Here is a 25,076-nt window from a genome sequence, read left to right on the forward strand (position 1 = left end):
CGCCCCCCGCCCCCGAATAGAAAGACCCGCCCCCATCGCCTAGAATATTCCCAAGAGAAGCCCCCAAAAAAAACAGCCCATGCAAGAACACCCCCAAAACAGCGCCATCGCCTACGGCCTGGCCACGATCGCCGCCGACGGCACCGTCCTTGACACCTGGTATCCGCGCCCGTCCCTGACCGACAAGACGCCTGCCGGCGGCACCCGGCACCTCACGCCTGAAGAAGCGCGTGCCGCGCTCGGCGAGCACGTGCCCACCTCGCTTGGGCGCGACACCCGGCGCAAAGTCGACATCGTCGCCGTGCGCACCGCCATCGCCTCGCTCGACGCGCCGCCCGCCGACGCGCACGACGCCTACCTGCGCCTGCACCTGCTCAGCCATCGGCTCATCCGGCCGCACGGCGCCAACCTCGACGGGCTGTTCAACGTGCTCGCCAATGTGGCCTGGACCTCCGCCGGCCCCTGCGCCGTCGACCAGGTCGAAGCGCTGCGCTGGCAATTGCGCGCCACCGGGCAGATCCTTGAAATCCGCGGCGTCGACAAGATCCCGCGCATGACCGACTACGTCGTGCCCGCCGGCGTGCGCATCGCCGACACCGCCCGCGTGCGGCTCGGCGCGCACCTGGCGGCCGGCACCACCGTGCTGCACGAAGGCTTCTGCAACTTCAACGCCGGCACCCTCGGCGCCTCCATGGTCGAAGGCCGCATCAGCGCCGGCGTCATCGTCGATGACGGCACCGACATCGGCGGCGGCGCGTCCATCATGGGCACCATGTCCGGCGGCGGCAAACAGGTCGTGGCCATCGGCAAGCGCTGCCTGCTCGGCGCCAACTCCGGCATCGGCATCTCGCTGGGCGACGACTGCGTGGTCGAAGCGGGCTGCTACGTCACCGCCGGCACCCGCGTGCTGACGCCGGAAGGCGCGGTGGTCAAGGCGGTGGAGCTGGCCGGCCAGCACGGACTGCTGTTCCGCCGCAACTCGCAGAGCGGCGCGGTCGAGACGCTGGTGCGCACGGCGGCCTGGGGCACCTTGAATCCGGCGCTGCACACCGGGCACTGATCGGGCGGGCCCGTCATGGGCCATCGGCGCGACGCCGGCGTCAGGCGTGCAACAGCCGCCGCATCGCCTGCGGCGACTGGCCGAAGGCGCGCAGAAAAGCCTTGCGCATCCGGTCGCGGTCGCCAAAGCCGGTTTCGCGCGCCACCACCTCGGCCGCATGGCGGCCGGACTGCATCATGTCCTGCGCCGCTTCCAGGCGCAGATGCTCCACCGCCTTGGCCGGCGACTGCCCGGTCTCCTGGCGGAACACGCGGCTGAACTGGCGCGGGCTCAGGTGCGCGGCGCGCGCCAGTTCGTCCACCGACAGTTCGGCCTTCAGGTTGGCCTTGGCATAGGCCAGCGCCGTCTGCACCCGGTCGGACTTCGCATCCAGCTCCAGCAATGCCGAATACTGTGACTGCCCGCCGGCGCGGCGCTGCGTCAGCACCAGCTTGCGCGCCACCGTGCGGGCCATGTCCGCCCCCAGGTCGGCTTCCACCATGGCCAGCGCCAGGTCGATGCCGGCGCTCATGCCCGCCGAGGTCCAGATCGGGCCGTCGGCCACGAAGATGCGGTCCTCGTCCACCTTGACCTGCGGGTACTCGCGCTGCAGGCGGCGCGCGTAGAACCAGTGGGTGGTGGCGCGGCGGCCGTCGAGCAGGCCGGCCTGCGCCAGCACGAACGCGCCGGTGCACATCGAGGCGCAGCGACGCACCCGCGAGCTGGCGCTCCGCAACGCGCGCAACAGGCTGTCTGACGCGCCCTCGGCGGTGTTGTCCCCGGCGACGATCAACGTGTCGAATGCGCGCCGGCCCAGCTTGATGGTGTCCTGCGCGAACCCCAGCGAACTGGCCACCGGCCCCCCATGCTCGGACACCAGGACGACGCGATAGGCCGGCTCGCCGCTCTGGCGGTTGGCCATCTCGAAGACGGCGCTGGCCGCCAGGCTCATGAGCTGGAAGCCGGGATGCAACAGGATCGCGATGGTTTTCATGGCCGTGCCGTCCGTTTTCGCTGGATGTCCTGAAAAGACGTTTCTATGTCATTGAGGATATTCCATCCCGACTCTACTCTGCAAGCGTACCGGCACGATCCGCCGTCCCTCTTTTCGGAGTCCATCATGAGCAACACCCCGTCTGGCAAATCCCTGGGCCGCGCCCTGATCACCGGCGCCTCGTCCGGCATCGGCGCGCGCTACGCCCATCACCTGGCCCATCGCGGCCACGACCTGACGCTGGTGGCGCGCAACGTCGAGCGTCTTGAAACCCTGGCCGCGCGGCTGCGCGCCGAAACCGGCCGCGACGTGCGCGTGCTGCCGGCCGATCTGTCGCAAGCCGACGGCGTGCAACGCGTGGCGCAAACGCTGCGCGAGGACGACTCGCTGACCCTGCTGGTGAACAACGCCGGCATCGGCTCGGTGGCGCCGCTGCTGCAATCCGATCCCGGCCAGATGCAGGCCATGATCGACCTGAACATCAGCGCCCTCACCCACCTGGCCATGGCCGCGGCGCCCGCCTTCGTGGCGCGCGGCGGCGGCACCCTCATCAACATCGCCTCGATCGTCGGCTTGCACCCCGAGCTGCTCAACGGCGTCTACGGCGCCAGCAAGGCCTATGTGCTGGCCTACTCGCAATCGCTGCGCCACGAACTGGCGGACCAGGGCCTGCGCGTCCAGGCGGTGCTGCCGGGCGCCACCGGCACCGAATTCTGGGACCTGGCCGGCAAGCCGGCCAGCGAGTTGCCGTCCGCCATGGTGATGAGCGCGGACGACATGGTGCGCAGCGCCCTGGCGGGCCTGGACCAGGGCGAGTTCGTCACCATCCCGTCGCTGACCGACCCGGCCCTGCTGGAACGCCTGGAAGCGGCGCGCCAGGCCCTCGGCCCGGAACTGTCGCGCAACATGCCCGCGGCGCGCTATGGGCTTCAGGCGCCCGGCGGCACCGGCACGAACGGATAGTGCTCGACCTGCCCGCGGGCGGCGATGATGGCGGTGGACTCGGGCACTTCCTCCCAGGCCCCCGGCATCTCGGTCAGCGGTTCGGACAGCAGCAGGAAGGCGTCGTCATCCAGCGCCGCGACCTTCGGGTCGTCGGGATAGAGTTCGCGCAGGTGACGCACGCAGGTGTTGTGGAACAGCGTGCGCGAATCGCGCTCGCTGGAATAGCGCACCGCGATCAGGCGCTCGCCGTCCAGGGCGCATACCGTCATGTTGATCGGCCGGGCCACGCCATGGCGCCGGCCGGTCTCCTCGACCGCGCCGACCATGCGCGCCAGCGCCGGCAGCGCGTCTTCCTCCAGGCCGAAGGTCAGCGCCAGCAGGAACATCACCTCGGAATCGGTCGAGCCCTCCAATGAGCCGAAGTAAGCGGGCGCGATCATCAGCATCAGGTCGCGCCGCAGCAGCGGATAGTCGCGGATGACGCCGTTGTGCACGAACAGCCAGTTGCCGTGGCGGAACGGATGGCAGTTGGTTTCCTGGGCCGGCGTGTCGGTGGCGGCGCGGATGTGCGCGACGAACAGCGGCGAATGGATGGCGCGCGCGGCCTCGCGCAGGTTGCGGTCGTTCCAGGCCGGATGCACGCTGCGGTAGCGGAACGGCGGCTCGGGCGGCCGGCCGTACCAGCCCAGGCCGAAACCGTCGCCGTTGGTGGTGGTGGCGCCCATGCGCGCATGCAGGCTCTGGTCGATCAGCGAGTGCGTGGCCTTGAACAGCACGCTCTCCATTTGCAGGGGACTCCCGGTGTAAGCCAGCCAGCGGCACATGATGCGCTCCTTGGAAACCGACCCGGCGCGGGGCCGCCGGGTCCGTCCCAGTGTAGGAGCGGGGCGCAATTTTCTACAAGCCCGGGGCGGCGCCGGCGGGCATAGTGGGACCTTGTCTGCCTTTCCCGGAGCCTGCCCTTTGGACACCCCCGCCTCCCTTTCGCCCCAGCTGGGTTTCGCCAGCGACAACACCGCCGGCGCCAGCCCGCAGATCCTGGCCGCGCTGCTGCGGGCCAATGAGGGACAGGCCCCCGCCTATGGCGCCGACGACATCACCCTGCGCGTCGAACGGCGCCTGGCCGAGATCTTCGAGCGCGACGTGGACGTGCTGCTGGTGCCCACCGGCACCGCCGCCAATTCGCTGGCGCTGGCGGCGCTGACGCCGCCGTGGGGCAGCGTGCTGTGCCACGCGCACAGCCACATCGCCAACGACGAATGCGGCGCCCCCCAGTTCTACAGCGGCGGCGCGCGCCTGGCGCTGCTCGATGGCGCCGCCTCCAAGCTCGATCCCGCCCGGCTGGCGGTGGAAGCGCGCCGCAAAGCCGGCGACGTGCACTCGATGCCGCCGGCCTGCGTCAGCATCACCCAGGCGACCGAGACCGGCAGCGTGTACACGCTGGACGAGATCCAGGCCCTCGGCGCCGTCTGCCGCGATGCCGGGCTGCCCCTGCACATGGATGGCGCGCGCTTTGCCAATGCGCTGGTCAGCCTGGGCTGCACGCCCGCCGAAATGACCTGGAAGGCGGGCGTCGCGGCGCTGTCGTTCGGCGCCACCAAGAACGGCGTGCTGGGCGCCGAGGCCATCGTGCTGTTCGAACCCGGACGCGCCACCGAACTGGCCTACCGACGCAAGCGCGGCGGCCACCTGTTCTCGAAGATGCGGCTGCTGTCGGCGCAGATGGAAGCCTATCTGGCGGACGACCTGTGGCTGGCCAACGCGCGCCAGGCCAACGCCATGGCGGCGCGGCTGGCGGCCGGCATGGCGGGCCTGCCCGGCGTGACCCTGCAGGGGCCGGTCGAGGCCAACATCCTGTTCTGCCAGCTGCCCATGGCGGCCATCGACGGCCTGCTGGCGCAGGGCTTCCGCTTCTATCACGACCGCTGGGGCCCGGGCGTGGCGCGGCTGGTGACGTCGTTCAACACGCGCGAGCAGGATGTCGACCACTTCCTGGCGGCGTTGCGGGCGCTGGCGCGATAGCGACGCTCAGGCGACGCGGCGCTCAGGCCGCGCGCCGATACGCCGAAGGCGGCACGCCGTAGGCAGTGCGGAAAGCGCGGTTGAAATGGCTCTGGTCGTAGAAGCCGACGTCGGCCGCGACCTGCGCGATCGGGGCCCGCGCCCGCGCCAGCGCGCCGCAGGCCCGTTCCAGGCGCAGCCGCGTCAGCCAGGCGTGCGGCGTCAGCCCCACCGACAGCGCGAAGCGGCGCAGGAACTGGTAGCGGCTCAGGCCGCACAGCCGCGCCAGGTCTTCAAGACCGATCTTGTCGCCCAGATGGGCCTGGCAGTAGTCCAGCACGGCCCGCTGGTGCGCCAGCGCCAGGCCGCCGCGCACCGCCTGCGGCGTCACCGCGCCGGTGCGCGCGAACAGCGCCCCCATCAGGGCGAGCGAGGCGGCCTCGTGCGCCAGCGGCCCGGCGGCCGCGTCCGCCATCCAGGACGCGTGCAGCGCCATGAAGCGGGCCGCCAGCGCGGGTTCCTCGATCAGCGTGCCCAGGAAGCGTTCGTCCGGCGCGCCGCCCGAGACCTCGGCGATGAAATCGCGCATCAGGTCGGGCGACAGGCGGAAGGTCTTCAGGGTGTAGGACTCGCCATAATCGGCCACGCCGGCGCCGTCATGGACCTCGCCTGGCGGCATCAGGGCGATGCCCCCGGGCCCCAGCAGGGTGCTGCGGCCGCGGAAGGTCTGGCGCTGCACGCCCTGGGTCACCAGGCCGATGTGGTAATCGACGTGGTAGTGCCGGTCGAACTGGAACTCGACCAGCCGCGCCACGCCCAGCACCAGGCCCGGCGTCCCGGGCACCGGTTGATAACGCACGTCATCCTTCATCGGTAACGCCATGGTGCAAAGCGGCAGGTATAGCCTGGACGCGCCTCCCGGTCTTGTAATTTATTGCGGCGTCACTTCTTCAGCAAGGCCTTGAGCATGGCCATGCGTTCCTTGGGATTCATGGCGGCGGTGGTCTCGTCTTCCTTGATGGTCGGATCGTCCAGCCCCATTTCCTCGATGAAGCGCGACGGCTCGCGCACCAGGTCCTCGCGCGCCCGGCGGCGGCGCTTGCACCAGCTCAGGTTCAAGGTGCGCTGCGCGCGGGTGATGCCGACGTACATCAGGCGCCGCTCTTCCTGGATGCGGGTGGCCAGGTTCTCGGCGGCGCGCGCCGGATCGCCATCCTCGTCGTCCTTGCCCAGGTGCGGCAGCAACCCTTCCTCGACCCCGGCCAGGTACACGTGCGGATACTCCAGGCCCTTGGAGGCGTGCAGCGTCGACATCTTGACCGCGTCCAGCTCCTCTTCCTCGCCGCGCTCGAGCATGGTCACCAGCGCCACGTGCTGCACCAGCTCGAACAGGGTCATGTTGTCCTCTTCGGCCTTGCGCTTGAGCCAGCCGGTCAGTTCCAGCACGTTCTGCCAGCGGGTCTGCGCCGGGCGTTCCTCGAACAGCTCGAACAGGTGGCGTTCGTACTGGATCGCCTGCACCAGGTCGTCCAGGATCACGCCGGCGGGCTCGGCCGGCGCGGCGTCCTTGGCCGACGCGGCGCCGCGGCCGGCGCGCCACTGCATGCGGCGGATGAATTCGGTAAAGGTGCGCAGCGGTTCCAGCTGCCGCGGTGCCAGCAGGCTCTCCAGCCCGGTCTCGTCGACCGCGGCCAGCAGCGACAGCTCGCGGCTGGCCGCGTACTGGCCCAGCGTCTGCAAGGTAGCCTGGCCGATGCCGCGCTTGGGCGTGGTGGCGGCGCGGATGAACGCGGGGTCGTCCTCGTCGTTGGCCAGCAGCCGCAGGTAGGCCAGGATGTCGCGCACCTCAGCCTTGTCGAAAAAGCTCTGGCCGCCCGAGATCGTGTACGGGATCTTCAGATTGCGCAGCGCCTGCTCCAGGATGCGCGCCTGGTGATTGCCGCGATACAGGATGGCGAAGTCCTTCCACTGCGCCTGGCGCTCGAAGCGCGCGGCCGAGACCTTCATGGCGATGGACTCGGCCTCGTGCTCCTCGCCGTCCATCGGCGACACCAGGATCGGCTCGCCCACGCCCAGGTCCGACCACAGCTTCTTGTCGAACAGCTTGGGGTTCTTCTCGATCACCTGGTTGGCCGCGGCCAGGATGCGCTGCACCGAGCGGTAGTTCTGCTCCAGCTTGATGAGCTTGAGGTTGGGATAGTCGGTGGTGAGCTTGGCCAGGTTCTCGATGGTCGCGCCGCGCCAGGCGTAGATGGCCTGGTCGTCGTCGCCCACCGCCGTGAACATGGCGCGCGGGCCGGTCAGCAGCTGCACCAGGCGGTACTGGCAGACGTTGGTGTCCTGGTATTCGTCGACCAGCAGGTAGCGCACGCGGTTCTGCCAGCGGGTGCGCACCTCTTCGTTGTTGGCCAGCAGCAGCGCCGGGATGCGGATCAGGTCGTCGAAGTCCACCGCCTGGTAGGCGGCCAGCGTGGCGGCGTAGCTGCGGTAGACGTTGGCGGCCTCGACGTCGCCCGGCGTGATGGCCTCGCGCGCGGCGTCGTCGGGTTCCATCAGCGCGTTCTTCCACAGCGAGATGATGCCCTGCACGTGGCGCAGGCGGCCCTTGTCGGTGGTGGCCAGCAGTTCCTGGATGATCGCCATGGCGTCATCGGCGTCGAGGATCGAGAACGTCGGCTTGAGGCCGGCGTTGCGGGCCTCTTCGCGCAAAAGCTTCACGCCCAGCGAGTGGAAGGTGCTGATAGTCAGGCCCTTGCCCAGCTTGCGGTCCACCAGCGTCTTGACGCGCTCGTCCATCTCGCGCGCGGCCTTGTTGGTGAAGGTCAGCGCCACCACGTTGCGGCCCATGTAGCCGCACTCGCGCAGCAGGTACGCGATCTTCTGCGTGATGACGCGCGTCTTGCCGCTGCCGGCGCCGGCCAGCACCAGGCAGGGGCCGTCCAGATACAGCACCGCCTCTTTCTGCGCGGGGTTCAGGCCGTGGCCGATGGGTTCGTGTGCGGACATGGGATTCGGGGAAAGGGGAACGACATAGAGTAATCGGACGGGCGCGCGGCGCGTGTCAGATTTCCAGCGGGTCGACCTCCAGCTGCCAGCGCACCCGGGCCTCGTTGGCCAGGTACGGCAGATGGTGCGACCACGACGCCAGGAAAGCCTGCAACGCCGGACGGCTGGTGCTTTCCACCAGCAGCTGGGCGCGCTCGACGTTGGCCACGCGCACCACCCGCAGCGGCACCGGGTCGTACAGCATGACCGCGTCCAGCCCCGGGAAGTCGGCGGCCCATTCGCCTTCGGGCAGGGCGCGCGCCTGCTGCAGGAAGGCCTGCGCCACCGCCAGCTCGCGCGCCTCGGCGGTCAGCAGGGCCTGGTAGGCGAACGGCGGCAGGCCGGTGCTTTCGCGTTCCTGCAGCGCGTGGCGCGCGAAGCCCGCGTAGTCATGGCGCAGCAGCGCCTGGTACACGGGCTGTTCGGGATAGCCGGTCTGGATGATGACCTGGCCGTTGCCCTGGTGGCGGCCGGCGCGGCCGGCCACCTGCATCAATTGGGCGAACAGCCGTTCGGGCGCGCGGAAATCGTGCGCGAACAGCGCCGAATCGGGATTGAGCACGCCCACCAGGCCGAGCCGCGCGAAGTCGTGGCCCTTGGACACCATCTGCGTGCCGACCAGGATGTCGACCTCGCCCGCGTGAACGGACGCGAACAGCGCCTCGGCGCTGCCCTTCTTGCGGGTGCTGTCGGCGTCGATGCGCAGGATGCGCGCCTCGGGAAACAGCTCGGCCAGGTGTTCCTCGACCCGCTGCGTGCCGCGCCCCATCGGCGCCAGGTCCTGGTCGCCGCATTCGGGGCAGGCGTGCGGCACCGGCGCCTGGTAGCCGCAGTGGTGGCATTGCAGGCGATGGCCGCGGCCGGCCGTGCGGTGCAGCACCGTGAAGGCGGTGCAGCGCGGGCAATTGCTGACCCAGCCGCAGGACTGGCAGTGCAGCACCGGCGCGAAACCGCGCCGGTTCAGGAAGATCAGCGATTGCTCCTTGCGCGCCAGCCGTTCGCCGAGCGCCTCCAGCAACTGCGGCGACATGCCGTGCTTCATCGGCAGGCGGCGCGTGTCCACCAGCTTCATGGCCGGCAGCGAGCTGGAGCGGGCGCGCGCCGGCAGCGCCAGCCGCAGGTAGCGGCCGCGCTCGGCGTGCTGCCAGGTTTCCAGCGACGGCGTGGCCGAACCCAGCACCACCGGGATGTCCAGGTCATGCGCGCGCCATACCGCCAGATCACGCGCGGAATAGCGCAGGCCGTCCTGCTGCTTGTACGAGGCGTCGTGTTCTTCGTCCACCACGATCAGGCCCAGCTCGCCCATGGGCGCGAAGATCGCCATGCGCGTGCCCAGCAGCATGCGCGCCTGGCCGCGCTGCGCGCGCGCCCAGGCCTGCAGGCGCTCGCCATCGGACAGGCCGCTGTGCAGCACCGCCAGGCCGTCGGGCCCCACCAGGCCTTCCAGCCGGGCGCGCAGCGCGCCCTCCAGCTGCGGCGTCAGGTTGATTTCCGGCACCAGCAGCAGCACCTGGCGGCCGGCCGCCAGCACTTTCTCGGCGGCGCGCAGGTAGACCTCGGTCTTGCCGCTGCCGGTCACGCCGTACAGTAGCACCGGCTTGAATTTGGCGAGCCCGGCGATGGTCTCCACCGCCTCGCGCTGCGCATCGTTCAGTTCAGGCGGCTGGTCGGCCTCGGCCGGGTTGCGGACCGCCTTGCGCTTGCGTCCGTCCAGCCGCGCCACCGGGCCGCCGGCCGAGCGCTTGCCCTGATAGGCGGTCGGCTTGCGCAGCGGCGGCGGCAGCGTCGGCAGCATCACCTCGCCCAGCGGCCGCTGGTAATACTCGGCGGCGAAACGCGCCAGGCGCAGCCAGGCCTCGTCGAAGGGCGGCAGGTCGCGCAGCACTTCCTCGATCGGCTTGATCTGCTTCGGTTCGTAGGACGGCTCGGCCGGATTGTCCACCACCACGCCGATCAGCTTGCGGCGCCCGAACGGCACGATCACCCGCAGGCCCGCCTCGACGGGCTCGTGGTGACGGTAGTCGAACGGGCCGGGCAGCGGCACGTCGAGCGCGACGCGCACCCAGCAGACCGCCGCCGGCGCGGCCGGCGTGGATTCGACCAGCGCGAAGTCTTCAGACATGGAGAACGGAACGGAACATGAACGGAACGGGCCCGAAACGGGCGCGATGACGGTGCCTGGAGGCGTGGACCGGGCCGGCGCCCGGGCGAGGAAGGATTGTCGCCGCAATCCCTGCCGGGACTCCAGCCCCTACCTGTGGATAACTTTGGGGAAAAGGCGAGAGCAACGTTAGAAATTGGAATAAGGCAAGATTGCATCAACTCTTGCAACCCTGTTGAAAACCTATTTTATTCCATTAAAAACATCGACTTAAGCAAACTTTCAAGATTGTAAACTAGCTTCTAAAGGGTTTTCCCCGAGCGCAATCTTGCTGTGCACAACTGCGCTTGGGGGCCCTCAATGCCCGGCCCTGCGGGCCGAAGCGTTCACTCACTTACCCTCTGAGCGAACGGCTGTGACGGTGGACTTCGTCGACCAATTCGGCTACCGCTTCGGGCGGCGTGAAGCGCGAAATGCCATGCCCCAGGTTGAAGACATGGCCGCCCTTGCCCACCGGGCCGAACGCGTCGAGCACGCGACGCGCCTCGGCGCGGATGGCGTCGGCGCCGCCGAACAGCGCCATGGGATCGAGGTTGCCCTGGAACGCGACCGAGTCGCCGGTGCGGCGCCGCGCCGCGGCCAGGTCGACCGTCCAGTCCAGGCCGACGGCATCGCAGCCGCAGGCGGCGATGTCTTCGAGCCACTGGCCGCCGCCCTTGGTGAAGACGATGGCCGGCACGCGGCGGCCTTCGTGTTCGCGGGTCAGGCCGGCCACCACCTTGCGGGTATAGGCCAGCGAGAATTGCTGGAACAGGCCGTCGGCCAGCACGCCGCCCCAGCTGTCGAACAGCATCACGGCCTGCGCGCCCGCGGCGATCTGCGCGTTCAGGTACTGCAGCGTCGCCTCGGCGTTGATTTCCAGGATGCGATGCAGCAGGTCGGGCCGCGCATACAGCATGGTCTTGATCAGGCGGTAGTCGTCGCTGCCCTGCCCTTCGACCATGTAGCAGGCGATGGTCCAGGGGCTGCCGGCAAAGCCGATCAGCGGCACCTTGCCGTCCAGGTCGCGGCGGATGGTGCTGACGGCGTCGAATACGTAGCGCAGCTTGTCCATGTCGGGCACGGCCAGGCGCGCCACGTCTTCCTCGGTGCGCACCGGACGGGCGAAGCGCGGGCCCTCGCCTTCGGCGAAGTCCAGGCCCAGGCCCATGGCGTGCGGCACGGTCAGGATGTCCGAGAACAGGATGGCCGCGTCCAGGTCGAAACGCTCCAGCGGCTGCAGCGTAACTTCCGAGGCGTAGTCCGGGTTCTGAGCCAGGCCCATGAAGGAACCGGCCCGCGCCCGCGTCTGGCGGTACTCGGGCAGGTAGCGGCCCGCCTGGCGCATCAGCCAGATCGGGGTGTAGGGCACGGGCTCGCGCAGCAGTGCGCGCAAGAACACATCGTTCTTCAAGACGGAAGCAGACACGACTATCCTCGATGATCGGAAGCCGTGATTTTACTGCCCCAAGCTGACAGGGCATGGCGGCGGCGCGCCCGGCGTTTGCCGGCGCGCAAACGACGGGGCTTCAGCCGGCGCCGCTCGCGCTGTCGGCGTGCATCGCGGCCTGGCGCCGGTACGGCGCGGCATCGATGCCGTGCTTGCGCATCAGCGCCCAGAACGCCCGCCGATGCTTGCTGGAGGCGCGCGCGGCGCGCGCCACGTTGCCATGATGGCGCGACAGCGCCAGCCGGATGTAGTCGGACTCGAATCCATCGACCACCCGCGCCTTGGCCTGCCGGAAGGCCTCCTGCGTGTCGCGGCCGGGCTGGTAGCGCAACCCGGCCAACCCCTGCTGCAACACCTGCCGCGGCACCTGCGGCCGGGTGCATGGCTGGCCAGCCGGCCGCGCGCCGCCCGCCGCATAGGCCGTCTCGGGTTCCCGCAACCCTTCGGCCAGCAGGGGCGCGCGCCGCGCCAGCCGCCCCAACCGCACGCGCAGGCTTTCGAGGCAATACGGCGCGGCCAGGAAGTCCGAGGCGCCCAGCCGCAGCAGATCCTCGATGGCGGGCGCGGTCATGTCGTGCACCAACAGCAGGATGGGCGTCGCGAGCTCGCCTGCGGCCTGCTGCAGCGACAGGCGGGTCCAGGCCAGCGAGGCCGGCGCGACCGGCAGGATGCAGTGATCGTAGCGCCGCAGGGCGACGGCCAGCCCGGCGAGCGCATGGACGTCAGGGCCTGTGCCCGGCGTTCGCAGCGGCACCAGGTGCAGGCGCACCCGCGCCAGCCTGGGCTGGTCGCGGGCGACCCAATGGCCCATGGCGATTTCGTGGCCAGGGGTGAGCAGCACCCCGCAATCCATGGTGTCTCGCATGCAGTTCCTCCCGGCTTGCGTTCCAAAGATTGCAGGCTACCGTTGCAGAACACACCCGGCCATTCGTAGTGAGCGCAAGCGGGACTGCGGTCGACCGAGGGAAGGCGCCGCCGAACGAGCGCGAACGGCGGGCATGAAAAAAGCGGCCCAGGGCCGCTTTTTTCGAGTCCGGGGCGAACCCCGGCGGGTCGTATCGCCGCTTAGTGCGAACGACCGCCTTGACGCAGCTTGCGCGCGGCGACGGCTTGCGCCGCCAGCATCGCCAGCTCGGCTTCGACAACCGCGATGTCGGCCTTGTCCTTGGCGTTGGCCAGGGCCTCTTCGGCGCGCTTGCGCGCTTCCAGGGCACGGGCTTCGTCCAGGTCGGCGGCACGGATGGCGGTGTCGGCCAGGACCGTCACGCTGCCCGGCTGCACTTCCAGAATGCCCCCGGCGACGAAGATGTTTTCCTCGCCTTGGTCGGCACGAACGATCTTGACCGTCCCGGGGCGTATGCGCGAAATCAGCGGGGTGTGGCCGGGCAGAATGCCCAGCTCACCCGCTTCGCCAGGCAGCACCACGAACTTCGCCTCACCGGAGAAGATCGCTTCCTCTGCGCTGACGACATCCACATGCAGGGTAGCCATATCGGTTCCTTATTGCAGTTTCTTGGCCTTCTCGAAGGCCTCGTCGATCGAGCCGACCATGTAGAAGGCCTGTTCCGGCAGCGCATCGCACTCGCCGTTCACGATCATCTTGAAACCACGGATGGTTTCGGCCAGCGGCACGTACTTGCCGGGCGAACCGGTGAACACTTCGGCCACGTGGAACGGCTGCGACAGGAAACGCTGGATCTTACGGGCGCGGGCCACGGCCTGCTTGTCTTCCGGCGACAGTTCGTCCATGCCCAGAATCGCGATGATGTCGCGCAGTTCCTTGTAGCGCTGCAGCGTCTGCTGCACGCCACGGGCCACGGCGTAGTGCTCTTCGCCGACGACTTGCGGGTCGAGCTGGCGGCTGGACGAATCCAGCGGGTCCACGGCCGGGTAGATACCCAGGGCGGCGATGTCACGCGACAGCACGACGGTCGAGTCCAAGTGCTGGAAGGTGGTGGCGGGCGACGGGTCGGTCAAGTCATCCGCCGGCACGTACACGGCCTGGATCGAGGTGATCGAGCCAGTCTTGGTGGACGTGATGCGCTCTTGCAGCTTGCCCATTTCTTCGGCCAGCGTGGGCTGGTAGCCCACCGCCGACGGCATACGGCCCAGCAGTGCCGACACTTCGGTACCGGCCAGGGTGTAGCGGTAGATGTTGTCCACGAAGAACAGGATGTCGCGGCCTTCGTCGCGGAACTTCTCGGCCATCGTCAGGCCGGTCAGCGCCACGCGCAGACGGTTGCCGGGGGGTTCGTTCATCTGGCCGAACACCATCGCAACCTTGTCCAGAACGTTCGACTCTTCCATTTCGTGGTAGAAGTCGTTGCCTTCACGGGTACGCTCACCCACGCCGGCGAACACCGACAAGCCGCTGTGCTGCTTGGCGATGTTGTTGATCAGTTCCATCATGTTGACGGTCTTGCCCACGCCGGCGCCGCCGAACAGGCCGACCTTGCCGCCCTTGGCGAACGGGCACACCAGGTCAATAACCTTGATGCCGGTTTCCAGCAGTTCCACCGACGGCGACAGCTCGTCGAAACGGGGAGCCGGCTGGTGGATGCCACGCTTTTCTTCGTGCTGGATCGGGCCGGCTTCGTCGATGGGACGACCCAGCACGTCCATGATGCGGCCGAGCGTGCCGGTGCCGACGGGCACCGAGATCGGGGCGCCGGTGCCGGCGACCTTCATGCCGCGGCGCAGGCCGTCGCTGGAGCCCAGGGCGATGGTACGCACCACGCCGTCACCCAGCTGTTGCTGCACTTCCAGCGTCAGACCCTTTTCGGCGAACGAGGAACCCTCGTCGACCAGAGTAAGCGCTTCGTAGATCTTGGGCATGTGATCGCGGGGGAACTGAATATCCACCACGGCGCCGATGCACTGAACGATGGTTCCGTTGCTCATGTCGATTCCTTGCTTGATAGCTTTTGACGGGATGCTGCCTGCCTCAGACGGCGGCAGCGCCCCCTACGATTTCCGAAATTTCCTTGGTGATCGCGGCCTGGCGGGTCTTGTTGTAGACCAGCTGCAGATCGCCGATGACCTTCTTGGCGTTGTCCGACGCCGCCTTCATGGCGACCATCCGGGCCGACTGCTCCGAAGCCATGTTCTCGGCCACGGCTTGGTACAGCAGGCCTTCAACGTAACGCTGCAGCAGGTCGTCGATCACGCTACGAGCGTCGGGTTCGTAGATGTAATCCCAGCTGTAATCCGATTTCACTTCCGAAGTCTTGGCCAGGCTTTCGGCGCCCGTCTGGTACGGATCTTCCAAACCGCTGGCCAGGGGCAGCAGACGCAGGAACAGCGGCTCCTGCTTCATCGTGTTGACGAAGCGGGTCGAAGCCACGTACAGCGCGTCGATGCGGCCTTCCAGGTAGGCGTCCAGCTGCACCTTGATCGCGCCCAGCAGGCGGTCCAGTTGCGGCTTGTCGCCCAGTTGCACTTCCTGGGAAACCAGCTTGGCGCCGATACGGGACAGGACACCCACGCCCTTGTTGCCGAAAGCGGTCGCCTGAACGGCGATGCCGTTCTTCTCGAACTCTTTCAGCTTCGTCAACACCACGCGGGTGATGTTGGTGTTCAAGCCGCCGCACAGACCCTTGTCCGTCGTCACCATGACCACGCCGACCGCCTTGACTTCGCGCTCGACCAGGTACGGGTGGCTGTACTCGGGGTTGGCCTGCATCAGGTGCGCGGCGATCTCGCGCACCTTGGTGGCGTACGGACGGCCCGCGCGCATCCGTTCCTGCGCCTTGCGCATCTTGGATGCGGCGACCATTTCCATCGCCTTGGTGATCTTGCGCGTGTTTTGCACGCTCTTGATCTTGGTTCGGATTTCCTTAATTCCGGGCATTGCGCTTTCCTGTGAAGACTGGCCGATGGGTTGGCGCTAGCGCCTCAACCATCCGATAAGGATGGGTGAGGCGCAGCTGACGCCTAACCCATCACTTTCTTAAAAAGCACCGTGCTTCTTGAATTCCTGGATGGCGGCGGCGAGTTCGCTTTCGTCATCCTTGGACAGTTCCTTGGTGTCTTCGACGCGCTGGATCAGGGCCGCGTGCTTGGCCTTGAGCTGGTCCTTCAGCGCCTTTTCGAACGACAGCACCTGGGCCACGTCCACGTCATCCAGGTAGCCGTTGTTGACCGTGTACAGCGTGACGGCCAGTTCCCACACTTGCAGCGGCTGGTATTGCGGCTGCTTGAGCAGTTCGACCACGCGCTTGCCGCGCTCGAGCTGGCGACGGGTGGCGTCGTCCAGGTCCGAGGCGAACTGCGCGAAGGCGGCCAGTTCACGGTACTGCGCCAGGTCGGTACGGATACCGCCGGACAGCTTCTTGACGACCTTGGTCTGGGCGGCACCGCCCACGCGCGACACCGAGATACCGGCGTTGATGGCGGGACGCACACCAGCGTTGAACAGGTCGGTTTCCAGGAAGATCTGGCCGTCCGTGATCGAGATCACGTTGGTCGGAACGAAGGCCGACACGTCGCCCGCCTGGGTTTCGATGATCGGCAGCGCGGTCAGCGAGCCGGTCTTGCCCTTGACGGCGCCATCGGTGAACTTCTCGACGTAGTCTTCGTTCACGCGGGCGGCGCGTTCCAGCAGGCGCGAGTGCAGGTAGAACACGTCGCCCGGGTAGGCTTCGCGGCCCGGCGGACGGCGCAGCAGCAGCGAGACCTGGCGGTAGGCCCAGGCTTGCTTGGTCAGGTCGTCATAGACGATCAGGGCGTCTTCGCCGCGATCGCGGAAGTATTCGCCCATCGTGCAGCCGGCGTAGGCGGCCAGGTACTGCATGGCGGCGGAGTCCGAAGCCGAAGCGGCCACGACGATGGTGTATTCCATCGCGCCGTGCTCTTCCAGCTTGCGCACCACGTTGTTGATCGTCGAAGCCTTCTGGCCGATGGCGACGTACACGCAGGTGACGCCCTTGCCCTTCTGGCTGATGATGGTGTCGACGGCCACGGCGGTCTTGCCGGTCTGGCGGTCGCCAATGATCAGTTCGCGCTGGCCACGGCCGATGGGAACCATCGAGTCGATAGCCTTGATGCCGGTTTGCAGCGGCTGCGACACCGAGCGGCGGGCGATAACGCCGGGAGCCACTTTTTCGATGATGTCGGTGGCCTTGGCGTTCACGGGGCCCTTGCCGTCGATCGGCTCGCCCAGCGTGTTGACCACGCGGCCTTTCAGCTCGGGGCCGACCGGGACTTCCAGAATGCGGCCGGTCGTCTTGACCGCGTCGCCTTCGGACACGCCGGTGTAGTCACCGAGAATAACGGCGCCGACGGAATCACGCTCGAGGTTGAGCGCCAGACCGAAGACGTTGTTGGGGAATTCGAGCATTTCGCCCTGCATCACGTCGGACAAGCCGTGGATGCGGGTAATACCGTCGGTCACGGACACGACGGTGCCCTGAGTACGGACATCAGCCGAAGCGCCCAGGCCCTCGATGCGGCTCTTGAGCAGTTCGCTGATCTCGGAGGGATTGAGTTGCATATTGACTCCTGGAATCCTGTTAGTGCTGCCTTTAAGCGGCGAGCGTATCGCGCATGCGGGCCAATTGGGCTTGTACGGAAGTATCGAGCACCTGGTCCCCGACGGCCACGCGCACGCCGCCGATCAACGACTGGTCGACGGTGACGACGGGCTTGAGCTTCAGGCCGAATTTCTTCTCGAGACCGGCGACCAGTTCTTGGACCTGGGCATCGCTCAGCTCGAACGCGCTGGTGATTTCCGCCTGCGCCGTGCCGTCGTGACGGTTCCGCAGCACCACGAATTGCGTGGCGATCTCGGGCAGCAGCAGCAGCCGGTCGTTTTCGACCAGCAGCTCGATGAAATTGCGGGCGGCCTGGGGCAGTTCGGCCTTTACCAGGCCAGTGAACAGCTCGACGCGCTGCTTGTCGCCCAGACGCGGGTCGGCCATGGCCTCGCGCACGTCGGGGTTGGAGGCGACCTGCGACAGCTCGCTGACCAGGTCGGCCCAAGCCTGCAGGCCGGCCTTGTCGTCGCGCGCGGCGGCGAACAAGGCTTCGGCGTACGGCCTGGCAACAGTGGAAAGTTCAGCCATGACGGTCCCGGATTAAAGCTGCGCGCGAAGCTGGTTCAGCAGCTCGGCGTGGGCGCGGGCGTCAACCTCGCGCTTGAGGATCTGTTCAGCACCCTTGACGGCCAGCGCGGCGACGTCGTCGCGCAGCGAATCACGGGCGCGCTGGACTTCCTGCGCGGCATCCTGTGCAGCTTGCGCCACGATGCGGGCACGCTCGGCTTCCGCTTCACGGCGGGCCTGCTCGATCAGGGAGGCGGCTTGCTTCTCGGCCTCGATGATGCGGGCGTGGTTTTCGGACTTGGCAGAAGCCTCGATCAGACTGACGCGCGCCTGGGCCTGGGCCAGATCGGCCTTGCCCTTCTCCGCGGCGGCAAGGCCGTCGGCGATTTTTTGGCGGCGCTCGTCCATCGCCTTCGTCAGAGGAGGCCACACGAATTTCATCGTGAACCAGCCCAGAACGAAGAACACGAGCATCTGGAAAATGATCGTCGCGTTCAGATTCACGGTCGTTCCTTTAACACCTTGCGGCTCCGACGGCACCCGGGACGGGCAACGCGGAGCACTCGATACTTTGCTGACCGGCGACGGGGCTCAAGCCCTCATCGCCGCCAGCGTCATGACCCGCCTTTTCGCCGGCGGGCGTGCCTTAGCCGACGAACGGGTTGGCGAAGGCGAACAGCATGGCGATACCCACGCCGATCAGGAATGCCGCGTCGATCAGGCCAGCCAGCAGGAACATCTTGGTTTGCAGAGCGTTCATCAGTTCAGGCTGACGAGCCGAAGCTTCCAGGTATTTGCCGCCCATCAGTGCGATGCCGATGCAAGCGCCGATAGCGCCCAGACCGATGATAAGACCGCAAGCGAGAGCAACGAAAGCGACGTTGGTCATGACAACTCCTTGGTTAGAAATCTGAAGTCAAAAAACAAAAAAGAATGGTGGTACTGCTCAATGCAAGATGATCTTGCTATCCAGCGCCGGCCGGGAGGCCGACGCCGGAAATTCGGGGGATCAGTGGCCTTCGTGCGCCTGGCCGAGATACACCAGGGTCAGCATCATGAAGATGAAGGCCTGGAGCAACACGATCAGGATGTGGAAGATGGCCCAGATCGAGCCGGCCAGCACGTGGCCGATTCCCAAGCCGATGCTGGCGCCGTTGAAACCGGTCCAGGCACCGCCCAAGAGGGCGATCAGCATGAAAATCAATTCGCCGGCGAACATGTTGCCGAACAACCGCATGCCCAGCGACACGGACTTGGCGGCGTATTCGATCAGGTTCAGCAGCAGGTTGAACGGGGCCAGGACGATGGCGCCGATACCGTGCGCGTGGAACGGCGCGGTGAACAGTTCCTTGACGAAGCCGCCCGGGTGCTTGATCTTGATGCCGTAGTAGAACATCAGCAGCAGCACGCCCAGCGACATGCCCATCGGCACGTTCAGGTCGGCCGTCGGCAGCACGCGGTGGTAGTAGAGGGGGTCGCCGTGGTGCGCGCCCAGGCCGGTCCAGCGCCAGATCGACGGCAGCAGGTCGACGGGCAGCAAGTCCAGAGCGTTCATCAGGATGATCCAGAGGAACACGGTGAGCGCGAGCGGAGCGATGAAGAGGCGGCTCTTGGCGTTGTGGACGATGCCCTTGGCCTGATCGTCGACCATGTCGACGATCATTTCCACGAAGGCCTGGAAGCGGCCCGGAACGCCGGCGGTCGCGCGGCTGGCGGCGCGCCACAGGAAGAAGATGACGATCAGACCCGTCAGGCCGGACCAGAACAACGAGTCGTAATTGATGATGTCGAACTGAGCAATTGCGCTCTGTTTCTCGCCCGTATTGTTCAGATGCACCAGGTGATGCTGAATATACGCGGACTGAGGCGACACGTCGCTGGCAGCAGCCATTTGAATCCTACCCTATTTGCTGTATGCCCGAGCCCTTGCGAGCCGGACGATTCCACGATTCCGTTTGCCGTAACCCAACCGGCAGCGCTATGACAACTTGCGGAACATCAAAAGCAGGAGATATCCCTTCAGGGTGAGTATCAGACCCAGCAGCGCGGCGGGCCAGACGATGCTGTCCTGCGCCACACGCGAAAGCAGCCACAACAGCAACGCCGTTGCGAACAACTTGATCAACTCACCAGAGAGAAAGGTAAAGGGACTGGCCTTACCGGCCCGAACACTGACAGCCAGGCGCAATGCGAACAACGCATTGGGTATGAAATACGCTCCTGCCCCCGCCAGCGCCGACCAACCTGCCGCCGCCCCTCCGACAACCCCCGCTATTACTGCTGCTGCGAGCCCCATGGCGCCTTGCGCCGCCAGTGCCAACAAGAGTCCGCGGCCAGCCTGCGCATTCAGCGCCGCGCGGTCCGCGTCGCTGAGAACCAGCACCCGGTCCACCGGATCCTGATCCGCCAGAACCTGGCGTGCTTCGCCCTGTTGCGCAAGGGACTGATCCATTCCACAGGACTGATCCCGGGTTTTCTCGTCCCAATCGCGCGCAGGTTCGTGCCGCACTGTGTTCTGCTGCATCAAACTTCCCCGCTTAAAGCCTTATACCGCCAGCCTTGCCCCTGTCAGAACCCTGGCGAAATCCCTGCCATGTGTTCTTATCCCGCAAGCGTCAAACCCGCAGAGTATAGCGTGATTCTTTTTACCCGAGCAAATGAACTTTCGGCGGTTTGTAAGGCGACAACAGCGCCCGCCGGGCGGACCCGCGGCGTGAAAATTGGGGACGCGAAATCGGGAAGGCCGTCGGCGCGCCGCTGATCCCGCGGCCGGCGCCGCGGCGAAGAAAAACGGCCCCTCGCGGGGCCGTTGGTCGCGCGCCGGCGGCGGCCGCGCGGCGTCGGATCGGTCAGTCGCGCTTGACCGGCGGCGGCGCCCACAGACCGTCGAGCGCGACGTCCTGCGGCCAGTACAGGCGCATGCTGAGCAGGAACGGGCCGTCGGCGGCCGGCGTCGCCAGCCAGTTGGCGCGCTTGCGCTCGCCCGGATCGCGGCGCTGGATGTAGATGTCCAGCGAGCCGTCGGCGTTGTACTTCAGGCCGTCGGTGCTGCGCAGCGCATAGCGGTTGGCCGGGTTGTCGGCGAAGCCGTGCTTGTCGTTATAGACATGCAGCGACCAGAAGGCGTTGGCCGGCGGCAACTGGCCCTTCTCGAAATGCAGCACGTAGTCCTCGTTCGAGCTGAGCGCGCGGCCCTTGCTGTCGGCGACGGTGACCGGATAGAGCACGTCTTCCGCGGTCGGCGCGCCCAGCCCGGCGTAGGCGATGGCGGCGCGGCGCGTGTAGTCCGTGCCATAGGTGCCGATGCCGGTGAGCACGGTGTTCCAGCCGTTCATCGGCGTGGCCAGGCGCGAGACGCCGTCGGCGATGCGGCGGCCAGCCAGCGGCTGCGCCTCGGTCAGGGCCTGCTGCACGGCGGGGCTGAGGCGGCCATACGAGAACGGCTGGCGGTTGTCCAGGCCGATGCGGCGCATGCGGTCCAGGATCGGCGTGTCGTTGGCATGCGGCGGATTGTTGCGCATGACGTCGAAGAACAGCGTGAAGAACGATGCCGCGTCCATGCCCGCGACCTGCTCGGCCGGCGTGCCCTCGCCTACCGCCACGGGCGTGGACATGGGCATCGGCACATCGCTGCCAATCGGGGCCGTGCCCACGCCCGGACCGGTCTGCGGATAGGGCGTGGCGCTGCCGGGACCGCGATGGCGGCCGGGCACGGGCGCCACCGGCGCCACCATCGGGCTGGCCGACATGTTGGCCTGGATCTGATTGACCGCGGCGTAGTCCTGCGGGCCGCCGGCCTGGGTCCAGCCGATCAGCCAGCCGGTCGAGGTGGGGCTGCGGATCAGGTCCACGCCCGGCGGCGGCACGCCGTCCCAATTGGGGCCGACGATGGCGAACGACTGCGCGCCGGGGCCGTTGGTGCGCGTGCCGCGCGAGGCGAACACGTCGCTCCACATATCCAGCGCCGACAGCACGGTGTAGCGGTTGCCGGTGTCGGGCAGGCGCACGATCAGCGGCGCGCGCGAGACATCGAACCACAGGCTCGAATACAGCGCGTCGGCGCTGGGCCAGGGCGTGTCGGCCGCGCGCGGGTCGGGGAAGGCGGCCTTGTGGCCGAACTGGTTGACGGGCGCCTTGCCTTCCAGCGGCGACTGCACCGCAGTGGCCTTGCGCCGCGCCAGTTCCATCACCACCATCGGATAGGCGTAGACGTAGGCGTCGATCGCGATGTCGCGCAGTTCCTGCGCGCTCATCTGCGGCGCGGGCGCGGCGGCGGCGGGGTACGGCGTTTCAGACACCAGCCGCATCGACGGTCGCGGCGATTGCGCTTGCGTGGCGGTCACGAAGCAGACGCTCAAGGCGCCCGCGAGCGCGGCGGCGGAGCACCGGCGAGTAAAAGGGGAAGTACGCATGCAAGGCTCCTTGTTGCTATTGTTTGCAGGCGAGCCGCCGCGCATGGGCTTACCAGTTCGGGCAAGCCTCTCTGGCGCGGCACCTCTTCTTTTTGAGTGACGCCTTTTCAGGATAGGGCCGAACACTGCAACAAGGTGCTGCCCAAAAGTTTCAAGGCGCAACGCGCGCCCTCCCCGGGCGGCGCAAGAAAAAACGCGCCCGTGATGGGCGCGTGGGGACGTTTCATGCCCCGGCCGGCGGGCCGGCAGGGGCGTAACAAGGTTTAACGGTGTTTGAAGTCCGGTTTGCGCTTCTCGGTGAAAGCGGCCATGCCTTCCTTCTGGTCCTCGGTCGCGAACAGCGAATGGAACACGCGGCGCTCGAACAGCAGGCCTTCGTTGAGCGATCCCTCGAAGGCGCGGTTGACGCATTCCTTGGCCATCATGACCGACGGCAGCGACATCGAGGCGATCACGGTGGCGGCCTCCAGGGCCTCGTCCATCAGCTTGTCGGCCGGCACCACGCGAGACACCAGGCCGGCGCGCTCGGCTTCCTCGGCGCCCATCATGCGGGCGGTCAGGGCCATGTCCATGGCCTTGGCCTTGCCCACCGCGCGCGGCAGGCGCTGCGTGCCGCCGGCGCCGGGGATGACGCCCAGCTTGATTTCCGGCTGGCCGAACTTGGCGGTGTCGGCGGCGATGATGATGTCGCACATCATGGCCAGCTCGCAGCCGCCGCCCAGCGCGTAGCCGCCGACCGCGGCGATCACGGGCTTGCGGATGCGCTTGAGCGTTTCCCAGTTGCGCGTGATGTATTCGCTGCCGTAGACGTCCATGTAGGACCAGTCTTTCATGGCGCCGATGTCGGCGCCGGCGGCGAAGGCCTTTTCGCTGCCCGTGATGACCACGGCGCCGATGTCGGCATCCGCCTCGAAAGCCAGCAGCGCCGCCCCGAGCTCGTTCATCAGTTGATCGTTGAGCGCATTGAGCGCCTTGGGGCGGTTCAGCGTCAGCAGACCGACGCGGCCGCGGGTTTCGACCAGCACAAACGACTCGCTCATTACCTGTCTCCAGAGGATGGGATGAAATAAGATATACGGATGGAAAAAACTGCCGCTTTCCCCGTGTCTTTCCCCGTACTTTACCGCCTTGCGCCGCACGACCCCGCCGGCCACCGCTACCGGATAACCCTAACCGTCCAGACGCCCGCGCCGGAAGGCCAGCGGCTATCGCTGCCGGCCTGGATTCCGGGCAGCTACCTGATCCGCGATTTCTCGCGCCAGATCGAGTCGGTGGCGGCCTATTCGGGCAGCCGGCGCGTGGTTGTCGACAAAATAGACAATCACACCTGGCAGGCCGCGCCCTGCGACGGCCCGCTGCGGATCGAGTACACGGTCTATGCGTGGGACCTGTCGGTGCGCGGCGCGCACCTGGACGAGACCCACGGTTTCTTCAACGGCACCAGCGTGTTCCTGCGCGTGCATGGCCAGGACCACCTGCCCTGCCTGGTGGACCTGGCGCCGCCGCGCGGCATCGAGGGCTGGAAGGTCTACACCAGCCTGCCCGAGGCCCGCGGCCACAAGGGCGCGGCGCGGCGCCACGGCTTCGGCCTGTACCTGGCGCCGGACTACGACGCGCTGATCGACCATCCGGTCGAGATGGGCACGCCGCAGGTGGCCAGCTTCACGGCGCATGGCGCCGAGCACGAACTGGTGTTCACGGGCGTGGCGCCCAACCTGGACCTGGCCCGCATCACGGCCGACGTGCGCAAGATCTGCGAAACCCAGATCGCCTTCTTCGAGCCGCGCAGCAAGCGCGCGCCGTTCCTGGACAGCGCCGACCGCTATGTCTTCATGACGATGGTGACGGGCGATGGCTACGGCGGCCTGGAGCACCGCGCCAGCACGGCGCTGATGACGGCGCGCAAGGACCTGCCGGTGCTGGGCCAGCAGGGCCAGGGCGAAGGCTACCGCGGCTTCCTGGGGCTGGTGAGCCACGAGTATTTCCACACCTGGAACGTCAAGCGCATCAAGCCGCAGGCGTTCGTGCCCTATAACCTGGCGCAGCCGGACCTGACGCGGCTGCTGTGGGTGTTCGAAGGCTTCACGTCCTATTACGACGATCTGCTGCTGCTGCGTTCCAACGCCATCACGCAGAACGATTACCTGCGCCTGCTGGCCAAGACCATCACCAGCGTCGCGCGCACGCCGGGGCGGCACAAGCAATCGGTGGCGGAAAGCTCGTTCGACGCGTGGACGCGCTATTACAAGCAGGACGAGAATTCGCCCAATGCGCTGGTGAGCTACTACACCAAGGGCGCGCTGGTGGCGCTGGGGCTGGACCTGCTGATCCGGCAGGAGTCGGCGGGCACGCATTCGCTCGATGATGTGATGCGCCTGCTGTGGCAGCGCTATGGGCGCGATTTCTATCGCGGCAAGGCGCAGGGGCTGGCGGAAGATGGGCTGCCGGCGCTGATCAAGGAGGCGACGGACGTGGACGCGCGGCGCTTCATTGCGCGGCATGCCTATGGAACGGCGGATGTGCCGCTGGCGGAGCTGCTGGCGCCGCAGGGAATCAAGCTGCAGTGGAAGCCTTCGGTCAATATTCCTTCGCTGGATGTGCGCACGCGCAAGCAGGGCGAGTCGCTGGTATTGGCGACGGTGCTGGAAGGTGGCGCGGGACACAAGGGTGGGTTGTCAGCCGGGGATGTGCTGGTGGCGATCGATGGGCTGAAGGTCGAAGGGGCTGCCGGCGTGGAGGTGCTGCTGGGGCAGTACCGGGCGGGGGATCGCGTCGACGTGCATGTGTTCAGGCGGGATGAGTTGAGGGGATTTCAGGTTCGGTTGAGTGAGCCTGAGGCGCTGGATTGTGTGTTGTCGTTTGGGTAGGTTGTTTTTTTAGGGCCTTCTTTTGGGAAGGCCCTTTTTGTATTGGGGCGGTGGGGTTCTTGAGGCGCGTGTGGCGGGGCAGGCGGGGGAGGACGGGGCTACGATTGCGGTCCGGAGCGTTCGCTCCGGACTGCCCCGTTGT

22 protein-coding genes are annotated in these 25,076 nt (G+C 67.3%); 4 read left to right on the forward strand and 18 right to left on the reverse strand.

Features of this window, described 5'->3' with window-relative positions:
* The first annotated feature begins 79 nt into the window (after positions 1 to 79).
* The gene (dapD, locus tag AOZ53_RS27605) at positions 80 to 1,060 is read left to right on the forward strand and encodes a 2,3,4,5-tetrahydropyridine-2,6-dicarboxylate N-succinyltransferase (protein ID WP_054434829.1); all 981 of its coding nucleotides are present in this window, start codon (positions 80 to 82) and stop codon (positions 1,058 to 1,060) included.
* 40 nt (positions 1,061 to 1,100) lie between these two features.
* On the opposite strand, the gene AOZ53_RS27610 is transcribed toward dapD, so the two are convergent.
* Positions 1,101 to 2,033: a GlxA family transcriptional regulator gene (locus AOZ53_RS27610; RefSeq protein WP_054490216.1), complete on the reverse strand. Its 933-nt coding sequence runs from the start codon at positions 2,031 to 2,033 to the stop codon at positions 1,101 to 1,103.
* 126 nt (positions 2,034 to 2,159) lie between these two features.
* Between AOZ53_RS27610 and AOZ53_RS27615 the strand changes: the two genes are divergently transcribed.
* Complete coding sequence (locus tag AOZ53_RS27615) at positions 2,160 to 2,996, forward strand: SDR family NAD(P)-dependent oxidoreductase (protein WP_054490218.1); 837 nt, start codon at positions 2,160 to 2,162, stop codon at positions 2,994 to 2,996.
* On the opposite strand, the gene AOZ53_RS27620 is transcribed toward AOZ53_RS27615, so the two are convergent.
* The gene (locus AOZ53_RS27620; protein ID WP_054479485.1) at positions 2,963 to 3,802 is read right to left on the reverse strand and encodes a class II glutamine amidotransferase; all 840 of its coding nucleotides are present in this window, start codon (positions 3,800 to 3,802) and stop codon (positions 2,963 to 2,965) included. The genes AOZ53_RS27615 and AOZ53_RS27620 overlap by 34 nt on opposite strands.
* Before the next feature lie 139 nt (positions 3,803 to 3,941).
* Here AOZ53_RS27620 and AOZ53_RS27625 point away from each other — a divergent pair, with 139 nt between their 5' ends.
* Positions 3,942 to 5,000, forward strand: a complete 1,059-nt coding sequence (locus AOZ53_RS27625) for a threonine aldolase family protein (RefSeq protein WP_054490222.1) — start codon at positions 3,942 to 3,944, stop codon at positions 4,998 to 5,000.
* Positions 5,001 to 5,022: 22 nt separating this feature from the next.
* Here the strand turns inward: AOZ53_RS27625 and AOZ53_RS27630 are convergent, their stop codons facing one another.
* The 16 genes from AOZ53_RS27630 to AOZ53_RS27705 form a co-directional block, all read right to left on the reverse strand.
* Entirely contained in the window at positions 5,023 to 5,850 is an 828-nt protein-coding gene (locus tag AOZ53_RS27630) for an AraC family transcriptional regulator (RefSeq protein ID WP_054479481.1), read from the reverse strand.
* A 71-nt stretch (positions 5,851 to 5,921) separates the two neighbouring features.
* Complete coding sequence (locus AOZ53_RS27635) at positions 5,922 to 7,985, reverse strand: UvrD-helicase domain-containing protein (protein ID WP_054490224.1); 2,064 nt, start codon at positions 7,983 to 7,985, stop codon at positions 5,922 to 5,924.
* Positions 7,986 to 8,040: 55 nt separating this feature from the next.
* Positions 8,041 to 10,146, reverse strand: coding sequence for a primosomal protein N' (locus tag AOZ53_RS27640; protein WP_054479477.1), 2,106 nt, complete (start codon positions 10,144 to 10,146; stop codon positions 8,041 to 8,043).
* Positions 10,147 to 10,519: 373 nt separating this feature from the next.
* On the reverse strand, positions 10,520 to 11,593 hold the full coding sequence (gene hemE, locus AOZ53_RS27645; protein WP_054434842.1) for a uroporphyrinogen decarboxylase: 1,074 nt from the start codon (positions 11,591 to 11,593) through the stop codon (positions 10,520 to 10,522).
* Between the two features lie 100 nt (positions 11,594 to 11,693).
* Positions 11,694 to 12,479: a response regulator gene (locus tag AOZ53_RS27650; RefSeq protein ID WP_156333552.1), complete on the reverse strand. Its 786-nt coding sequence runs from the start codon at positions 12,477 to 12,479 to the stop codon at positions 11,694 to 11,696.
* Positions 12,480 to 12,679: 200 nt separating this feature from the next.
* Positions 12,680 to 13,105 (reverse strand): F0F1 ATP synthase subunit epsilon, encoded by a 426-nt coding sequence (locus AOZ53_RS27655; RefSeq protein ID WP_049070837.1) that lies wholly within the window; start codon positions 13,103 to 13,105, stop codon positions 12,680 to 12,682.
* Between the two features lie 9 nt (positions 13,106 to 13,114).
* Entirely contained in the window at positions 13,115 to 14,515 is a 1,401-nt protein-coding gene (gene atpD, locus AOZ53_RS27660) for a F0F1 ATP synthase subunit beta (protein ID WP_054434844.1), read from the reverse strand.
* A gap of 43 nt (positions 14,516 to 14,558) precedes the next feature.
* A complete protein-coding gene (gene atpG, locus AOZ53_RS27665; RefSeq protein ID WP_006392533.1) occupies positions 14,559 to 15,464 on the reverse strand; it encodes a F0F1 ATP synthase subunit gamma in 906 nt (301 codons plus the stop codon).
* 99 nt (positions 15,465 to 15,563) lie between these two features.
* Positions 15,564 to 17,105: a F0F1 ATP synthase subunit alpha gene (gene atpA, locus AOZ53_RS27670; RefSeq protein ID WP_054434847.1), complete on the reverse strand. Its 1,542-nt coding sequence runs from the start codon at positions 17,103 to 17,105 to the stop codon at positions 15,564 to 15,566.
* Between the two features lie 31 nt (positions 17,106 to 17,136).
* Positions 17,137 to 17,676 carry a F0F1 ATP synthase subunit delta gene (locus AOZ53_RS27675; protein WP_006392531.1) on the reverse strand — a complete coding sequence of 180 codons (540 nt, stop codon included), beginning with the start codon at positions 17,674 to 17,676 and terminating at the stop codon, positions 17,137 to 17,139.
* A gap of 12 nt (positions 17,677 to 17,688) precedes the next feature.
* Positions 17,689 to 18,159, reverse strand: a complete 471-nt coding sequence (locus tag AOZ53_RS27680) for a F0F1 ATP synthase subunit B (protein ID WP_006227275.1) — start codon at positions 18,157 to 18,159, stop codon at positions 17,689 to 17,691.
* A 142-nt stretch (positions 18,160 to 18,301) separates the two neighbouring features.
* A complete protein-coding gene (gene atpE / locus AOZ53_RS27685) occupies positions 18,302 to 18,544 on the reverse strand; it encodes a F0F1 ATP synthase subunit C (RefSeq protein WP_003815363.1) in 243 nt (80 codons plus the stop codon).
* Positions 18,545 to 18,664: 120 nt separating this feature from the next.
* Positions 18,665 to 19,546: a F0F1 ATP synthase subunit A gene (atpB, locus tag AOZ53_RS27690; protein WP_054434848.1), complete on the reverse strand. Its 882-nt coding sequence runs from the start codon at positions 19,544 to 19,546 to the stop codon at positions 18,665 to 18,667.
* 87 nt (positions 19,547 to 19,633) lie between these two features.
* Positions 19,634 to 20,047, reverse strand: coding sequence for an ATP synthase subunit I (locus AOZ53_RS27695; RefSeq protein ID WP_006392529.1), 414 nt, complete (start codon positions 20,045 to 20,047; stop codon positions 19,634 to 19,636).
* A gap of 457 nt (positions 20,048 to 20,504) precedes the next feature.
* Entirely contained in the window at positions 20,505 to 22,067 is a 1,563-nt protein-coding gene (locus tag AOZ53_RS27700) for a DUF1254 domain-containing protein (protein ID WP_054479475.1), read from the reverse strand.
* A gap of 263 nt (positions 22,068 to 22,330) precedes the next feature.
* Positions 22,331 to 23,107 (reverse strand): enoyl-CoA hydratase, encoded by a 777-nt coding sequence (locus AOZ53_RS27705; protein WP_006392527.1) that lies wholly within the window; start codon positions 23,105 to 23,107, stop codon positions 22,331 to 22,333.
* Positions 23,108 to 23,146: 39 nt separating this feature from the next.
* On the opposite strand from AOZ53_RS27705, the gene AOZ53_RS27710 reads away from it, so the two are divergent.
* Positions 23,147 to 24,934, forward strand: coding sequence for a M61 family metallopeptidase (locus AOZ53_RS27710; RefSeq protein WP_054490226.1), 1,788 nt, complete (start codon positions 23,147 to 23,149; stop codon positions 24,932 to 24,934).
* Positions 24,935 to 25,076: the final 142 nt, after the last annotated feature.

Origin of the sequence: Achromobacter sp. 2789STDY5608621 (assembly GCF_001299375.1) — a bacterium.
Lineage (GTDB): Bacteria > Pseudomonadota > Gammaproteobacteria > Burkholderiales > Burkholderiaceae_B > Achromobacter > Achromobacter insuavis.

Bases quoted from the DNA above. Each gene is read 5' to 3' on its own strand.
- dapD (WP_054434829.1), top strand. From the start codon at position 80: ATGCAAGAACACCCCCAAAACAGCGCCATCGCCTACGGCCTGGCCACG.
- AOZ53_RS27610 (WP_054490216.1), bottom strand. From the start codon at position 2,033: ATGAAAACCATCGCGATCCTGTTGCATCCCGGCTTCCAGCTCATGAGC.
- AOZ53_RS27615 (WP_054490218.1), top strand. From the start codon at position 2,160: ATGAGCAACACCCCGTCTGGCAAATCCCTGGGCCGCGCCCTGATCACC.
- AOZ53_RS27620 (WP_054479485.1), bottom strand. From the start codon at position 3,802: ATGTGCCGCTGGCTGGCTTACACCGGGAGTCCCCTGCAAATGGAGAGC.
- AOZ53_RS27630 (WP_054479481.1), bottom strand. From the start codon at position 5,850: ATGAAGGATGACGTGCGTTATCAACCGGTGCCCGGGACGCCGGGCCTG.
- AOZ53_RS27635 (WP_054490224.1), bottom strand. From the start codon at position 7,985: ATGTCCGCACACGAACCCATCGGCCACGGCCTGAACCCCGCGCAGAAA.
- AOZ53_RS27640 (WP_054479477.1), bottom strand. From the start codon at position 10,146: ATGTCTGAAGACTTCGCGCTGGTCGAATCCACGCCGGCCGCGCCGGCG.
- AOZ53_RS27650 (WP_156333552.1), bottom strand. From the start codon at position 12,479: ATGCGAGACACCATGGATTGCGGGGTGCTGCTCACCCCTGGCCACGAA.
- AOZ53_RS27655 (WP_049070837.1), bottom strand. From the start codon at position 13,105: ATGGCTACCCTGCATGTGGATGTCGTCAGCGCAGAGGAAGCGATCTTC.
- atpD (WP_054434844.1), bottom strand. From the start codon at position 14,515: ATGAGCAACGGAACCATCGTTCAGTGCATCGGCGCCGTGGTGGATATT.
- atpG (WP_006392533.1), bottom strand. From the start codon at position 15,464: ATGCCCGGAATTAAGGAAATCCGAACCAAGATCAAGAGCGTGCAAAAC.
- atpA (WP_054434847.1), bottom strand. From the start codon at position 17,105: ATGCAACTCAATCCCTCCGAGATCAGCGAACTGCTCAAGAGCCGCATC.
- AOZ53_RS27675 (WP_006392531.1), bottom strand. From the start codon at position 17,676: ATGGCTGAACTTTCCACTGTTGCCAGGCCGTACGCCGAAGCCTTGTTC.
- atpE (WP_003815363.1), bottom strand. From the start codon at position 18,544: ATGACCAACGTCGCTTTCGTTGCTCTCGCTTGCGGTCTTATCATCGGT.
- atpB (WP_054434848.1), bottom strand. From the start codon at position 19,546: ATGGCTGCTGCCAGCGACGTGTCGCCTCAGTCCGCGTATATTCAGCAT.
- AOZ53_RS27700 (WP_054479475.1), bottom strand. From the start codon at position 22,067: ATGCGTACTTCCCCTTTTACTCGCCGGTGCTCCGCCGCCGCGCTCGCG.
- AOZ53_RS27705 (WP_006392527.1), bottom strand. From the start codon at position 23,107: ATGAGCGAGTCGTTTGTGCTGGTCGAAACCCGCGGCCGCGTCGGTCTG.
- AOZ53_RS27710 (WP_054490226.1), top strand. From the start codon at position 23,147: ATGGAAAAAACTGCCGCTTTCCCCGTGTCTTTCCCCGTACTTTACCGC.